This window comes from Achromobacter sp. 77 (assembly GCF_020541125.1).
In the GTDB taxonomy this organism is placed as follows: Bacteria; Pseudomonadota; Gammaproteobacteria; order Burkholderiales; family Burkholderiaceae_B; genus Achromobacter; species Achromobacter mucicolens.
In genome coordinates this window covers 3,288,950-3,304,446 of sequence record NZ_CP059848.1, presented here as the reverse complement: position 1 = coordinate 3,304,446, position 15,497 = coordinate 3,288,950, and the positions used below count along the sequence as shown (strand labels likewise).

At 66.3% G+C, this 15,497-nt stretch carries 12 protein-coding genes; 8 read left to right on the top strand and 4 right to left on the bottom strand.

What is annotated here, in order from left to right:
• The first annotated feature begins 52 nt into the window (after positions 1 to 52).
• Both purL and H4P35_RS15250 read left to right on the top strand, forming a co-directional pair.
• Positions 53 to 4,102, top strand: coding sequence for a phosphoribosylformylglycinamidine synthase (gene purL, locus H4P35_RS15255; protein ID WP_226846149.1), 4,050 nt, complete (start codon positions 53 to 55; stop codon positions 4,100 to 4,102).
• Positions 4,103 to 4,290: 188 nt separating this feature from the next.
• Positions 4,291 to 5,922, top strand: coding sequence for a methyl-accepting chemotaxis protein (locus H4P35_RS15250; RefSeq protein WP_226846148.1), 1,632 nt, complete (start codon positions 4,291 to 4,293; stop codon positions 5,920 to 5,922).
• A 110-nt stretch (positions 5,923 to 6,032) separates the two neighbouring features.
• Here H4P35_RS15250 and H4P35_RS15245 read toward each other — a convergent pair whose 3' ends face one another.
• Entirely contained in the window at positions 6,033 to 7,016 is a 984-nt protein-coding gene (locus tag H4P35_RS15245; RefSeq protein WP_056319064.1) for a tripartite tricarboxylate transporter substrate binding protein, read from the bottom strand.
• Positions 7,017 to 7,035: 19 nt separating this feature from the next.
• A complete protein-coding gene (locus tag H4P35_RS15240; protein ID WP_226846147.1) occupies positions 7,036 to 7,992 on the bottom strand; it encodes an alpha/beta fold hydrolase in 957 nt (318 codons plus the stop codon).
• A 164-nt stretch (positions 7,993 to 8,156) separates the two neighbouring features.
• On the opposite strand from H4P35_RS15240, the gene H4P35_RS15235 reads away from it, so the two are divergent.
• The 5 genes from H4P35_RS15235 (at position 8,157) to H4P35_RS15215 (ending at position 13,755) form a co-directional block, all read left to right on the top strand.
• Positions 8,157 to 9,074, top strand: coding sequence for a LysR family transcriptional regulator (locus H4P35_RS15235; RefSeq protein ID WP_062841086.1), 918 nt, complete (start codon positions 8,157 to 8,159; stop codon positions 9,072 to 9,074).
• 82 nt (positions 9,075 to 9,156) lie between these two features.
• Positions 9,157 to 10,629, top strand: coding sequence for a M20 family metallopeptidase (locus tag H4P35_RS15230; protein ID WP_062841085.1), 1,473 nt, complete (start codon positions 9,157 to 9,159; stop codon positions 10,627 to 10,629).
• A 69-nt stretch (positions 10,630 to 10,698) separates the two neighbouring features.
• Complete coding sequence (locus tag H4P35_RS15225) at positions 10,699 to 11,256, top strand: DUF1415 domain-containing protein (RefSeq protein WP_056319076.1); 558 nt, start codon at positions 10,699 to 10,701, stop codon at positions 11,254 to 11,256.
• Between the two features lie 188 nt (positions 11,257 to 11,444).
• Complete coding sequence (locus tag H4P35_RS15220) at positions 11,445 to 12,434, top strand: tripartite tricarboxylate transporter substrate binding protein (RefSeq protein WP_056319078.1); 990 nt, start codon at positions 11,445 to 11,447, stop codon at positions 12,432 to 12,434.
• 25 nt (positions 12,435 to 12,459) lie between these two features.
• Positions 12,460 to 13,755, top strand: a complete 1,296-nt coding sequence (locus tag H4P35_RS15215; protein WP_226846146.1) for an acyl-CoA thioesterase/bile acid-CoA:amino acid N-acyltransferase family protein — start codon at positions 12,460 to 12,462, stop codon at positions 13,753 to 13,755.
• Between the two features lie 12 nt (positions 13,756 to 13,767).
• Here the strand turns inward: H4P35_RS15215 and H4P35_RS15210 are convergent, their stop codons facing one another.
• Both H4P35_RS15210 and H4P35_RS15205 read right to left on the bottom strand, forming a co-directional pair.
• Entirely contained in the window at positions 13,768 to 14,352 is a 585-nt protein-coding gene (locus H4P35_RS15210) for a YceI family protein (RefSeq protein WP_226846145.1), read from the bottom strand.
• A 145-nt stretch (positions 14,353 to 14,497) separates the two neighbouring features.
• Positions 14,498 to 14,962 (bottom strand): MarR family winged helix-turn-helix transcriptional regulator, encoded by a 465-nt coding sequence (locus H4P35_RS15205; protein WP_142054824.1) that lies wholly within the window; start codon positions 14,960 to 14,962, stop codon positions 14,498 to 14,500.
• A gap of 53 nt (positions 14,963 to 15,015) precedes the next feature.
• Here H4P35_RS15205 and H4P35_RS15200 point away from each other — a divergent pair, with 53 nt between their 5' ends.
• Positions 15,016 to 15,486, top strand: a complete 471-nt coding sequence (locus H4P35_RS15200; protein ID WP_226846144.1) for a cupin domain-containing protein — start codon at positions 15,016 to 15,018, stop codon at positions 15,484 to 15,486.
• The last annotated feature ends 11 nt before the right edge of the window (positions 15,487 to 15,497 follow it).

The window sequence follows — 15,497 nt, the reverse complement described above, 5'->3', positions numbered from 1 at the left end:
TTAAACGGGTAAAATCCCCGCTTTGCACCCCTCTTTATACGGCGCCCGCATCGTGTCCCTAGTTCAGCATCTGCCTGGTTCCTCCGTCCTGTCCTCCTTTCGACGTGATCGCCTTCTGGCGCAATTGAAGGAAGCCGGCCTGCCGGTGGCCGACATATCCGCCCGCTACGAGCACTTCGTCAGCACCGACGCCGCCCTGACGGCCGAACAGCAGCAGCAACTCACCCAACTGCTGGACTACGGCACGCCCAGCACCGCCGACGCGCCCGCCAAGAGCGTGTCCCTGCTGGTGATCCCGCGCCTGGGCACGATTTCCCCCTGGGCCAGCAAGGCCACCGACATCGCTCACAACTGCGGGCTGTCGTCGGTGCATCGCATCGAACGCGGCGTGCGCTACGTCATCACGCCCGAACGCGGCCTGCTCGGCGCCAAGTCGCTCGACGAAGCCATGCTGGCGCGCGCGGCCGACTGCCTGCACGACCGCATGACCGAAACCGTGGTGGACGCCAGCTTCGACGGCCAGGCGTTGTTCCAGCCGCTGGCGGGCAAGCCCATGCGCACGGTCGACGTCCAGACGCGCGGCGCCGATGCCCTGGTCGAAGCCAACACCACGCTGGGCCTGGCCCTGTCCGACGACGAGATCGAATACCTGGCCAAGTCCTTCACCGACCTGGGCCGCGATCCCACCGACGTCGAACTGATGATGTTCGCGCAGGCCAACAGCGAACACTGCCGCCACAAGATCTTCAACGCCGAATGGGTCATCGACGGCCAGTCGCAGCCCAACACGCTGTTCGGCATGATCCGCGCCACGCACAAGGCACAGCCGCAAGGCACCGTGGTCGCGTATTCGGACAACGCCGCCATCATGGAAGGCGGCCCCGCGCAGCGCTTCCAGGCCGGCGTGCCGGGGCTGGCGGGCGAGGGCGCCGCCAGCGCCAAGTACATCCGCCGCGACACCACCGTTCACACGCTCATGAAGGTGGAAACGCACAATCACCCGACCGCGATCGCGCCGTTCCCCGGCGCCTCCACCGGCAACGGCGGTGAAATCCGCGACGAAGGCGCCACCGGCCGCGGCTCCAAGCCCAAGGCGGGCCTCACGGGCTTCACCGTGTCACACCTGCGCTTTGACGACGCGCTGCAGCCCTGGGAAGCCGACCACCACGGCCTGCCCGATCGCATCGCTTCGCCGCTGTCCATCATGATCGACGGCCCCATCGGGGGCGCGGCGTTCAACAACGAATTTGGCCGTCCCAACCTGCTGGGCTACTTCCGTTCGTTCGAGCAGACCGCCGGCGGCACGCGCTGGGGCTACCACAAGCCCATCATGATCGCGGGCGGCCTGGGCAGCATCGACGCCGGCCTCACGCACAAGGAAGTCATTCCCCCCGGCGCGCTGCTGATTCAATTGGGCGGCCCCGGTTTCCGCATCGGCATGGGCGGCGGCGCCGCCTCCAGCATCAGCATGGGCAGCAACTCGGCTGAGCTGGACTTCGACTCCGTCCAGCGCGGCAACCCCGAAATCGAACGCCGCGCGCAAGAGGTCATCGACCGCTGCTGGCAGCAGGCCGAAAACAACCCCATCATCGCGATCCACGACGTGGGCGCGGGTGGCCTGTCCAACGCATTCCCCGAATTGGTCAACGACGCCGGCCGCGGCGCGATCTTCGATCTGAAGCGCGTGCCCCTCGAAGAATCGGGCCTGTCGCCCGCCGAAATCTGGAGCAACGAATCGCAGGAACGCTACGTCCTGTCGATCCTGCCCCAGGACCTGGAACGTTTTGACGCCATCGCCCGCCGCGAACGCTGCCCGTATGCGGTGGTGGGCGTGGCCACCGAAGAGCGCCAGCTGCGCGTGGTGGACGGCGAGGGCCTGCCCGGCCTGGACACGATCCGCCCGCAAAATGAGGCCGAAGTGCGCCCCGTGGACGTGCCCATCGACGTCATCCTGGGCAAGCCGCCGCGCATGACCCGCGACGTCTCCCGCCTGCCCGGCGTGTCCGAGCCGCTGGACCTGGCCGGCATCGACCTGACCGAAGCGGCCTACCGCGTGCTGCGCCACCCCACGGTGGCCAACAAGTCTTTCCTCATCACCATTGGCGACCGCACCGTCGGCGGCCTCTCCAGCCGCGACCAGATGGTCGGTCCGTGGCAGGTGCCGGTGGCCGACTGCGCCGTCACGCTGGCCGACTACGAAGGTTTCCGCGGCGAAGCCATGTCGATGGGCGAGCGCACCCCCATCGCCATGCTGGACGCCCCGGCCTCGGGCCGCATGGCCGTGGCCGAAGCCCTGACCAACCTGGCCGCCGCCGACGTGGCGCGCCTGGAAGACATCAAGCTGTCGGCCAACTGGATGGCCGCCTGCGGCGTGGCCGGGCAAGACGCCGCGCTGTACGACACCGTGTCCGCCGTCAGCGAACTGTGCCAGGCCACCGGCCTGTCCATTCCGGTCGGCAAGGACTCCCTGTCCATGAAGACCTCCTGGGAACAGGACGGCGAGCAACGCCAGGTCGTCGCGCCAGTGTCCTTGATCATTACCGCGTTTGCGCCGGTCGCCGATGTGCGCGCCAGCCTGACGCCGCAGCTGCGCACCGACGCGGGCGACAGCGTCCTGATCCTGATCGACCTGGGCCGCGGCCGCCATCGCATGGGCGGCTCGATCCTTGCGCAGACGTATAACCAGGTCGGCCAGACCGTGCCGGACATCGATTCGCCGCAAGACCTGCGCGCGTTCTTTGTGACCATCCGCACGTTGGCCGAAGCCGGCACCATCCTGTCCTACCACGACCGCTCCGATGGCGGCCTGTTCGCCACGCTGGTCGAAATGGCGTTCGCCGGCCGCACCGGCATCTCGGTGAACCTGGACATGCTGACCTTCGATCCGCAATCGGCGGATTGGGGCGATTACAAGATCCGTCCGGAACAGGTCGCCGTGCAGCGCGACGAACTGACCCTGAAGGCCCTGTTCTCGGAAGAAGCGGGCGCCGTCATCCAGGTGCCGGCCTCGCAACGCGACGCCGTGATGCAGGTGCTGCGCGGCGCGGGCCTGTCGGCGCACTCGCATGTCATCGGCGGCCTGAATGCCGCCGACGAGGTCGAGTTCTACCGCGACGGCCGCAAGGTCTGGGGCCAGCCGCGCGCCGACCTCGGCCGCGCCTGGTCCGAAGTCTCGCACCGCATCATGGCGCGCCGCGACAACCCCGCGTGCGCCCAGGCGGAACTGGACGTCTGGAACGACACCAAGGATCCGGGCATGAGCCCGAACGTGGCCTTCGACCCGCAAGAGAACGTGGCCGCGCCGTTCATCAACACCGGCAAGCGTCCGCGCGTGGCCATCCTGCGCGAGCAAGGCTGCAACAGCCAGGTCGAAATGGCCTGGGCCTTCGACACCTCGGGCTTCGAGGCCATCGACGTCCACATGACCGACCTCTTGTCCGGCCGTCTGGACCTGGCGGAAATGCAAGGCCTGGTCGCGGTGGGCGGCTTCAGCTACGGCGACGTGCTGGGCGCCGGCGAAGGCTGGGCGCGCACCATCCGCTTCAACAGCAAGCTGTCGGACCAGTTCGCCGCGTACTTTGCGCGTCCCGACACCTTTGCGCTGGGCGTGTGCAACGGCTGCCAGATGATGGCTGCGCTGGCGCCGATGATCCCGGGCGCCGAGCACTGGCCGCGCTTCACGCGCAACCAGTCCGAAAAGTACGAAGCCCGCCTGTCGATGGTGGAAGTGGCCAAGTCGCCGTCCATCTTCTTTGCCGGCATGGAAGGGGCCCGCGTGCCGGTCGCCGTGGCTCACGGCGAAGGCTTTGCCGACTTCTCGCAGCAGGGCGACGCCGGCCGCGTGCTGGCCGCCGCGCGCTTCATCGACAACTACGGCCAAGCCACCGAAGCCTATCCGTTCAACCCGAACGGCAGCCCCGGCGGCCTGACCTCGGTGACCACGGCAGACGGCCGTTTCACGGTCATGATGCCGCACCCGGAACGCGTGACCCGCAACGTCATGATGTCGTGGGCGCCCGAGAAGTGGGGCACCGCGGATTCGGGCGGCGCGTTCAGCCCGTGGATGCGCATCTTCCGCAACGCGCGCGCCTGGCTGAAGTAAGCGTCCGGGGGTGACACCCCGAACCGTAGCCACAGAAACCGCCGCGGCACGTCCGCGGCGGTTTTGCATTGTGCGCTTGCGTGAGGCCCGGGTCCGGGCGCCTGCATGTAACCCAATGAGATATTTAACTTTTCATTGCATTGCGCCGTTAAGGGGAGAGCGTTACGCAAACCCCGGAGTGGCTTTCAATGTTCAAGAATTTAAGTATCCGCGCAATCCTGACGACCGCCCTGGCCGTCTTCTTTGCCCTTTTCCTGGTGACCGGCATCGCGGTCTATCAGCAACTGACGTCCAACCGCACCTCGATCGAGGTGATGCTGGACACCAACCTGGTCCGCGCCAATTCGCTGGACGACGCGGCATCGGACCTGCTGCGCGCCCGCGTGGTGCTGCTGGCCGCGCACAGCGCGCTGCTGGAAGGCAAGAGCCTGGACACCGCCGCCAGCAACATGCAGCGCATGGACAGCTATGTCGCCAAGGCCACCAGCCAGATCGAGACCGCGCGCAAGCTGCCCGAAACCTCGCCGCAGGGCAAACCCCTGTTCGAGGCTGCGCTGGCCGCCTACGACGTCTACGTGCGCGAAGCCATCTTTCCCCTGATCGCCGCGATCCGGGCCGGCGACGCCAAGGAGGCCGGCCGCATCAACCAGGAGAAGGTGAGCCCGCTGGGCACCAAGTTCACCCAGGCCAACCAGCAGTACGTGGACTTTGCCGACGAAATCGGCCAGCGCGTGGCCCACGATTCGGCCGCGCGCATCAATACCGCCATCGTGTTTCTGATCTGTCTGCTGGTCGTCGTGGCGGCGCTGGTCGTGGGGCTGTACGTGGTCTTCGGCCGGGCGGTCTTCCGTCCGCTGCATGAAGCCGGACGCCTGTTCGACCGCATCGCCAGCGGCGACCTGACCAACCGCATCGAGCAGCGCGGCAACAACGAAATCGGCGTGCTGTACGCCGCCGTCAAGCGCATGCAGGACAGCCTGGCGCGCACCGTGTCGGCCGTGCGCCTGGGGGTTGAAGAGATCCATACCGGCTCGCGCGAGATTGCCGCAGGCAACATCGACCTGTCCTCGCGCACCGAGCAGCAGGCCGCTTCGCTGGAGGAAACGGCCGCCAGCATGGACGAGCTGTCCTCCACCGTGAAGAACAACGCCGACAGCTCGCGCAGCGCGGCACAACTGGCGATGGCCGCGTCCGAAGTGGCCACGCGCGGCGGCCAGGCCGTGGGCGACGTGGTGGGCACGATGCGCGGCATCGCCGACAGCTCGCACCGCATCTCCGATATCGTCGGCGTGATCGACGGCATTGCCTTCCAGACCAACATCCTGGCGCTGAACGCCGCGGTGGAAGCCGCCCGCGCGGGCGAGCAGGGCAAGGGCTTTGCCGTGGTGGCAAGCGAAGTGCGCGCGCTGGCGCAGCGCAGCGCGGCGGCCGCCAAGGAGATCAAAGGCCTGATCGACGATTCCGTGCAGAAGGTGTCGGTGGGCTCTGATCAGGTGGAGGCCGCCGGCGCCACCATGCAGGAGATTGTCACGTCGGTGCGCCGCGTGGCGGACATCATCAACGAGATCTCCAGCGCTTCCGAGGAACAGTCGCAGGGCATCGAGCAGGTGAACCAGGCGGTGTCGCAAATGGACAGCGTGACGCAGCAGAACGCCGCGCTGGTTGAAGAGGCGGCGGCTTCGGCGGCATCGCTGGAAACGCAGGCCCAGCGCCTGCGCGAAGCGGTGGCGGTGTTCAAGCTGCAATCCGGCCGGGTGATCGAGGCCGATGCGCCGGCGCTGGACAACGGCGGCGGCGAGCCGGCGCTCATCGGCGCCTGATCCCGCCCTGCAACGTTACGCGCCAACAAAAAAGCCGGCCCTGAAGGCCGGCTTGCAAGCTTCCTGCAAAGACCCCGCCGCGCAACGCGCCGGGGTCTTTTGTTTGGCGCTTACTGGTCGAGCTGGATCTTGGCGTCGTTGGCGACGTTCTTCCACTTCTTCACGTCGCTGGCGATCACTTGCTGGAAGGCGTCCGACGAACCGGCCACCACGGTGCCGCCCAGGCTGGCCATCTTGGCCTTCACTTCGGGCGTGTTCAGCGCCTTGACCGAGGCGTCGTGCAGCTTCGTCTTCACGGCTTCCGGCAGGTTCTTCGGGGCCAGCAGGCCGTTCCACGCATTGGCTTCGTAGCGCGCCAGGCCGGCTTCCTTGAAGGTCGGCGTGTCGGGCAGTTCCGGCGAACGCGCGTCGGCGGCGATGGCGATCGGGCGGATCTGGCCGCTCTTGATGTAGGGCAGCGAGGCGGGCACGGGTTCCCAGATCATCGACACCTGGCCGCTGATCACGTCCGTGAAGGCGGGACCGGCGCCGCGGTAGGCGATGTGCATCAGATGCGCGCCCGTCATCGACTTCATCAGTTCCATCGCCAGGTTGCCCAGGCCGCCCGCACCGGACGAGGCGTAGGTGTACTTGTCCGGATTGGCCTTCGATTGCGCGATCAGCGCGTTCAGGTCGGCCGCGGGGAAGTCCTTGGTGACGCTCAGCACGCCGGGCACGGTGACCAGCTGCGTGATGGCCGTGAAGTCCTGCGACGCATCGTAGGTCAGATTCTTGTAGACGGCCGGGTTGGTGCCGTGGGTGCTGGAGGAAGCCAGGAGGATCGTGTAGCCGTCGGGCGCGGCGTCGGCGACGTAGCGCGTGCCGATCGAGCCGCCCGCGCCGGCCTTGTTCTCGACCACCACCGTCACACCCAGTTCGGTGCCCAGTTGCGCGGCGAAAACGCGGCCGATGATGTCGGCGGTGCCGCCCGGGGCGAACGGCACGATCATGCGGATGGGCTTGCTCGGGTAGTCGGACTGCTGGGCCGAAGCGCCGGCCGCCAGCGTGGCGCCGGTCAGGAGCGCCAGGGCGATGGTGGTTTTCTTCAGGGTCATCTGTATCTCCACGAGAAGGTTAGTCGAGGCTGCGGTCGAGCCAATCGACGATCAATCCGGCAATGTGGTCGCTGTTGCGATCCAGCATGCAGAAGTGCGAGTTGCCGGCAATGCCGGCAGCGGGCAGGTCCAGCACGTCGGCGCGTTGGCCGGCCGCGCGCAGGGCGTTCCAGTAGGCGTCCGTCTGGGCGCGGTAGCGCTGCCAGGTGTCGTCCGCGTTGAAGTGATCGCCCCAGATCAACAGCTGCGGGGGCAATTGGCAGCTGGCCTGGGCCGGGGTACCGGTGGGCTCGACCGCCACGACGGCGCGCACGGTCGCCGCGTATTCCTGGGCCAGTTGCGTGGCAAAGCCGCCGCCCTGGCTGTGGCCGATCACGACGCACGGGCCCGCCAGGTCCAGCAGCGCGCGGTACGCGTCCAGCGCCATGTCGCCGTGGGTCAGCCAGCGCGGCACGAACTGCTTGGAAAAGGTGTCGAACGCGTCGACGGGAAATTGCTGTTCGGGATACGCCTGCCGCGGCTCGCCGGCGCGTGCATAGCCCGAGGCCGGGCCAATGCGAAACAGCCGCCATGCTTCTTCCTTCGAGCGGAAGATCGGGGCCGAGTCGTAGATTTCGGGAAACATCGCCCAGGAAGCGCGGCCGCGTTCCGGCGCGTCGGACACGAAGACGTCGTAGCCGGCCTGCAGCAGCCGCCACAGCCAGCCATCGCGCCCGTCCGGCGTGCTTTCCCACTGCGCGCCCGTCATGCCGCCGCCGTGCCAAAGCAGCACGGGGTAGGGGCGGGTCGGCTGGGCCAGCCGGTACTCCTGCACATACAGTTGGCCGGCGCTGTAGCCGCCATTCATGTCGATCAGCCGGGGCGACGCGTTGCCGACCACTTTTTGCTGCTGCATCGGCAGTCCGCCAGCCACCACTTCGGCGCCGCCAACGTAATGACTGCGGATGGACTTGAGCAGGACGGGGGAGTCGGGCATAGGGTTTTCCAGGAGTGGTCGAAGGGATGTTAGTTGCAAGGTGTTTCTGTCTTGTGCAAAATGCGCAAGCGTTGTGCCGGATCGGCACAGCCGCTGAGCCGCTGGAAAACACGCGCCCAGCCCCGGGCAGACACGGGGCGGGCCGGGGATGGAGGAGAGGACACATGGACATCAAATGGCTCGAGGACTTCGTCGCGTTGTCGAAGTCGCGCAACCTGTTTCAGGCCGCCGAGTCGCGCAACGTGACGCACCCGGCCTTCGGGCGCCGCATCAAGGCGCTGGAGGAATGGGCGGGCGTGCCGCTCATCGAGCGCGGCCACCAGGTGTCCACGCTGAACGCCGCCGGCCGCAGCGTGCTGGCCGCCGCCATCGACGTGCTGGACATCCTGCAAGAGACGCGCGAGGCCCTGCAAAAGCCGGAGCAGGAACGCGCCCGCAAGATCACCATTGCGTCCGGCAAGACGCTGGCGCATTCCGTCCTGCCCGGGCTGATGGCGGGCGTGCAGCGCAGCCTGCCGGCCTTTCAACTGAAGGTGATCACGACAACGCTGAATTACGGCGTGGACATGCTGGAGGACGGCGAGGTCGATTTCCTGTTGTGCCATGCCCACGAACCGCTGTACGCCAAGATCGACAATCCCAATTACCGCTGCCGCCGTGTGGGCGCGGACAAGCTGGTGGCGGTCAGCGCGCCGGTCGCGCCGGGCGGCCGCCATCCCCGCCATGCCGTGCCCAAGCTGGCCTCGGACCCGCCCGTGCCGTTTCTGGCCTACGCCGACAGCATGTCGCTGGGTCGCATCCTGCACGACAAGCTGCGCGGCCTGTGCGAGGTGCCGCTCTTGCAGACCACGTACGAGTCAGACCTGGCCGACGCCTTGCACGCGATGGCGCGCCAGGGCTTCGGCCTGGCCTGGCTACCGCACACGCTGGTCGAACCCGACCTGCGTAACGGCAGCCTCGTGCGGGCCGACGGCGCCCGCAACGACATCCACATGGAAATCCGCCTGTACCAGTCGGTCGGTAACGCCAAACCCCTGGCCCGCGAGGTCTGGAGCCGGATCGAGGCCTACGCAGCCAAATAGCGCCCCATGAAAATCTGCCGGCGCTCGCGCGCAGGCATAAAATAGCGGTTTGCCCCTTTTCCGCACACAGGAAGCCAGCGCCATGAACGCACGCATCCCCGAAGACGCATTGCCGCCCACCCTTGATCCCAAAGCCCTTCAGGACTTTGTGGACGACAAGTGGGACAACGAGATCATCCCCGCGCTGACCGATTACATCGCCATTCCCGCCAAGAGCCCGGCCTTCGATGCCGACTGGGAAAAGAACGCGTTCATCGAGCGTGTGGTGCGCGACGCGGCGCAGTGGGTCGAAGCGCAGAAGGTTTCCGGCCTGAAACTGGAAGTGGTGCGCCTGCCGGGCCGCACGCCCGTCATCTTCTTTGACGCGCCCGCCACCCGCAGCGACAACGGCGACACCGTGCTGCTGTACGGCCATCTGGACAAGCAACCCGAATTCTCGGGCTGGCGCGCCGGCCTCGGCCCGTGGACGCCCAAATACGAAGACGGCAAGCTCTACGGCCGCGGCGGCGCCGACGACGGCTACGCGGTGTACGCGTCGCTGACCGCCATCATGGCGCTGGACAAGCAAGGCATTCCGCGTCCGCGCTGCGTGGGCATCGTCGAAACCTGTGAAGAATCGGGCAGCTATGACCTCTTGCCGTACGTGGACGCGCTGCGCGACCGCCTGGGCAATGTGGCGCTGGTGGTGTGCCTGGACTCGGGCGCCGGCAACTACGATCAGCTCTGGATGACCACGTCGCTGCGCGGCATGGTGTCCGGCACGCTGGAAGTCCAGGTCCTGGACGAAGGCGTCCATTCGGGCGACTCCAGCGGCGTCGTGCCGTCTTCGTTCCGCATCCTGCGTCATCTGCTGGACCGCCTGGAAGACAGCGGCACCGGCCGCCTGCTGCCGCAAAGCCTGCACTGCGAAATCCCCGCCGAACGCATCGAACAGGTTTCCGCCACCGCCCGCATCCTGGGCGACGAAGTGTGGCGCCGTTTCCCCTGGAGCTGCGGCGCTGACGGCGGCTTCGTGCTGCCCATGACCACCGAACCCGAGCAGGCGCTGCTGAACCGCACCTGGCGTCCGACGCTGTCGGTCACGGGCGCGGAAGGCTTGCCGCCGCTGTCCAGCGCCGGCAACGTGCTGCGTCCGCGCACCGCGTTCAAGCTGTCGCTGCGCCTGCCGCCGCTGGTCGACGCCGTGGCCGCCTCCCAGGAAATCAAGGAACTGCTTGAAGCCGATGCGCCCTACAACGCCAAGGTGATCTTCAAGGCCAACGAAGGCGCCGCCACCGGCTGGAACGCGCCCGCCACGGTGCCCTGGCTGACGCAGGCGCTGGACGCGGCCTCGCAGCAGTACTACGGCGCACCTTGCGGCTATATCGGACAGGGCGGCACCATTCCGCTGATGAGCATCCTGCAAAAGGGGTTCCCGCAGGCGCAATTCATGGTCTGCGGCGTGCTGGGTCCCAAGTCCAACGCGCACGGTCCCAACGAATTCCTGCACGTGCCGTACGGCAAGAAGCTGACCGCCGCCGTGGCCCAGACCATGGCCGCCATGCCGGCCGCCTGATACACACGCGTGCCATGCAGAGCGCGGGGCCCCGGGCCTTGCGCTCTTTCTTTTTCCAGGACTGATTCCATGATTTCCACTTCCGACGCCTACGCCAATGTGGTCGCAGAAACCCGCCATTGGCTGAACCAGGCCGTGATCGGCCTGAACCTCTGTCCCTTCGCCAAGGCGGTGCAGGTCAAGGACCAGATCCGCTTTGCCGTCAGCGACGCCACCGACGCCGAGGGCGTGCTGACCGATCTGCAGGACGAACTGGCGCTGCTGGCCGACACCGATCCCGACAAGATTGACACCACGCTGCTGATCCTTCCCGATGCGCTGGACGACTTCCTGGAGTTCAACGAATTCGAAGATCTCTCGGACCGTCTGCTCAAGCGCATGCGTCTGGTGGGAGAGCTGCAGGTTGCCACTTTCCACCCGCAGTTCCAGTTCGCCGACACGCAGCCGGACGATATCGAGAACTACACCAACCGCTCGCCGTATCCCATCCTGCACCTGCTGCGCGAAGACAGCATCGACCGCGCCGTTGAATCGTTCCCGGACGCCGCCGAGATCTACGAAAAGAACATCGACACGATGAACAAGCTGGGTCTGGAAGGCTGGAAGAAATTGATGACCAAGCCCTGACCGGCGGGCCTTGGCGCCAACGCTTGCGGGATATCCCTAGATAGCCCGTCGGTTGTATTGCATACAACATACGATCATTGTGACCGTCGCCGTTCGGCGGCGGCCTGTACGTCCTTCCCCTTTTCATTGTCTTGCCTCGCGGCCCTTGTCGGCCGCGCGTTGGCCTTTGCCTTTGTCTGGAGAGCCGTATGCGATTCACCCGCCGTCATGCCCTGGGCGCGCTTGCCGCCTTGCCGTTGATCTCGCGCCCGGCCTGGGCCCAGCAGAACGCCTTTCCCACGCGGCCCGTGCGCCTCTTGGTAGGCTTTGCGCCCGGCGGCTTGACCGACATCGCCGCGCGCGCGCTGGCCGATCGCATGGGCAAGACGCTCAAGCAGAACGTCGTCGTCGAGAACCGTCCGGGCGGGCAGGCCATCATTGCTACCGTCGCGGTGGCGCGCGCCGAGCCGGACGGCTACACGCTGGGCTTTGCCGGCACCAACGGCATGATCCTGAACCCCTTGCTGTACAACAACCTGCCGTACCAGCCGTCGGACTTCAAGCAGCTTGGATCCATGGGCAAATCGCCCATGCTGCTGATCGTGCATCCCGACCTTGGCGTGAACACCGTGCAGGAATTCATTGCTCTGGCCAAGAAAAAGCCCAACGACATCACGTGCGCGCACGCGGGCCGCGGTGTCATCAACCACCTCGCGCTGCTGCATTTCCAGTCCAAGACCGGCACGCAGTTCCAGGACGTGCCCTACAAGGGCAGCGGCCCGGCGCTGCTGGATCTGATGGCCGGCACCGTACAGAGCACGTTCGACTTTCCGACCTCGGCGCTGCCCAACATCAAATCCGGCAAGCTGAAGGTCCTGGCCGTCACCGCGGACAAGCGGCTGTCCAGTCTGCCCGATGTGCCGACCATGAAGGAAGCGGGCGTCGACGACTTCGAGCTCTACACCCGCATGATGATCTCGGGCCCCGCCGCAATGCCTGCCGACGTGGTGAAAACGCTGGAACACGCCGTGCGCGAAGGCACGCGCGACCCCAGCCTGATCCAGCAGTTTGCCGAGCAGGGCGTGGCCGTGGAGTTCACGTCATCCGCCGACCTGGACAAGGTCATCGCCGACGAATCGGCGATGTGGGCGCAGGTCATCAAGGCCAACGGCGTGCCCAAGACCGATCTGAAGGCATGAGACCGCGACTGTCAGGGAGACGACCGTGACGCACCCCCGTATCACCGTAACGCCCGAACGCGCGCTCATCGACGTCGAGCGTGACATCCACATCGAAGGTTTTCCGGCGTATGCCTTCATCACCGTCACCGCCAGCATGAGCATGTGCGGCGCGACGTGGCGCTCGGAAGCCGTGTTCGTGGCCGGCCATGACGGACGGCTGGACCTGCGGCGCGATTGCCCAGTGTCCGGCTCGTATGCCGAGCCTTCGGCCATGGGACTTGTCTGGTCCATGGTGTGCCAGGACATGGACCGCGTGGTGTTCCCGCCCGACAACACCCAGGCGCTGACCGTGCATATCCATGCCGCCAGCGGCACGCTCATCGCCGACGCCACGATGATCCAGGACTTCCTGGCCGATGGCGTCACGCACCGGTCCGTGCGAGAAACGGTGGACGGCATGATGGTGTCCGGCGAACTCTACGTGCCCGCCGGCCCCGGTCCGCATCCGGTCGTGGTCTACATGAACGGTTCGTCGGGCGGCGTCAATGCGCCCCGCGCCGCGCTGTTCGCCGCTCGCGGCTACCAATGCCTGGCGCTGGCGATCTTCAACTACGATGGCCGGCCGAAATACCTGAATGACATGCCGCTGGAATATTTCGAGGCGGCGCTGAAGTGGGTCCGTAAATCGCTGCAGCCCCGCGACGGCTTCGTGGCGGTGTCCGGCATCAGCCGCGGCGGCGAAACCTCATTGCTCGTGGCCTCGCATTTCCCCGACCTGGTAAGCGCCGTCGTCGCTTATGTGCCGTCGCCCGTGACGCACGGGGTGGTCAGCGCGGGCGCGCCGGGCACGGGACGCAACGCCCAGGTCTGGACCCGGCATGGCGAGCCCTTGCCACACTTGTGGCAGGACAACGCCACGGCCGACTGGGACGCCGCCTACGCCTCGGATCCGCCGTACCGCCAGACCCTGGCGTTCCTGAGCGCCACGCGCGATGCGGCGGCCGTCGAGCGCGCGCGCATTCCCGTGGAAAACTATCCCGGCCCGGTCATGCTGGTAAGCGCATCGGACGATGGCTTCTGGCCCAGCACCGCGTATTCGGAAATGGTGGTGCGCCAGCGCCAGGCGCACGACCTGCCGACGCGCCATTACGTCTGCGCGGGCGCAGGACATCACGTTCACTATCCCTGCCTGCCGGCCACGCTCATCAACAAGCCGCACGCGATGTCCGGGCTGCTGCTGGATGCGGGCGGCACGCCATCCGCCAATGCGGCCGGCAACGAAGGATCGTACCGGGCGGTGCTGGACTTTCTGGCGCAGGCGCGGGCCGGACAAGGGTAGGAAGGCTGGGCGTCACTGCCGGCGGATCGCCTCGACCTGGATCTTCAGTTTCACTTCCGGCTTGAAGCCCATGTCCAGCCCGAAGTTCATGCCGAAATCCTTGCGGCTGAATTCCGTGGAGGCATCGGCGCCGCAGACCTCGCGCTTGACCATCGGGTGGTCGATGCATTTGAAGTCGTCGATCTCAAGCTTGACCTGGCGCGTGACGCCGCGCAGCGTCAGGTCGCCCGTCGCTTCTTCGGGCTTGTCGCCGTCGAATTTGGTGAACTTGCCCTTGAACGTGGCGGTGGGGTACTTGGCCGCATCGAAGATGTCGGGCGCGATTGCGTGCTGGTTCATCTCGTCGTGGCCGAAGTCGACCGATTTGATGTCCACGGTGACTTCCAGCGTGCCGGTGCGCGCCTGGCGGTCCAGCACGACCACGCCGCTGGACTGGTTGAACTTGCCGCGCCAGGTCGACAGGCCGCCGAAATGATCGGCCTCGAAGCTGGGGTACGTGTGCGAGGGATCAAGATCATAGGTGACCGGCGCAGCGGTGGCGCCCGCGGTCAGCGATAGCGCACTTGCGCCCAGCAACAGGGTCGGGATCAACTTCATTGCGGCTCCTTGATTGGCGTTCACGTCACGGCTGCGGCAGGCCGCAAGCGTGCAGGGAAGGCAAGACAATAACATTCAGCTCCGTGTCAGCAGCGTGGCTTAAATCAAAAACTCGCGGTCCTGCATTGCGCACCGTCCGATGGCATCAATCCACTTTGCCCAGCCACGCCGACAGGTCCTGCAAGGTCTCTCGCAGCGCGTTAAAGCGCTGTTCGCCCAGGTGTTCCTTCCATTCCTGTTCGACGTCGGCCACGCAGGTGCGCATCAGCGCATACATCTCCTGGCCGCGCGCCGTAAGCTGCAGCTCGGTCGAATTGGAGGCCGGGCCAGGCCGTCGCAGCAGATAGCCCCGCCGCTCCAGTTCAGCCAGGACGTAGTTCATCGCCTGACGCGACACATTGCATTGGCGCGCCAGCTCGATTGGCCGGCGGCCGTGCGGGCCGGGGTACATGAAGACGCCGAGTTCGGTCAATGACACGTCGAAACCCTGCGCGTTGACGGTGGTCAGCATGCGCGCGACGACATGCTCGCGCGGCAGCCGCAGCAAGGAACCGATCATCGGCAGGCCAGCTTGCGGTTCGGATGCGGCGCTATTTTTTCTGCTGGACATGGCGTAAAAAATTTGTACACTGCGGAGTAAAGGAACTTTACGCGGAGTATGCCATGAACGAAGACGCCGTATTCGATGCAGACGAAGTGATCAGGGTGGGCCAACTGGAGATTCGCTATCTTCAGCCAAGCGGGCAAGGCAACCACATGGGGGCGTTTGAATTGCGGGTGCCGCCGGGCTCGAACGTGCCGCCGCCCCACAGTCACGACAATGAAGAGCTGATCTACGTGCTGGAGGGGACGCTGCGCTTTACGGTCGGCGGGCAAACGCGGGACTTGGGGCCGGGCGACTCGATGACCACGCCCACCGGCGTGGCCCACGCGTTCAGCAATCCGCACAGCGTCATGGCCCGGGCGTTGGTCATGAACACGCCTGAAATCAGCGCGGATTATTTCCGCGAGATGGCAGCGCTGATCAATGGCGGCGGTCCGCCGGACAAAGCCCGGATGATGGAAACGATGAAGCGATTCGGCCTGACCCCGATCGCGCCGGCGCCGGCGGTGGCGGCGCCGCCGGCAAGTTGACCGGGCTGTCT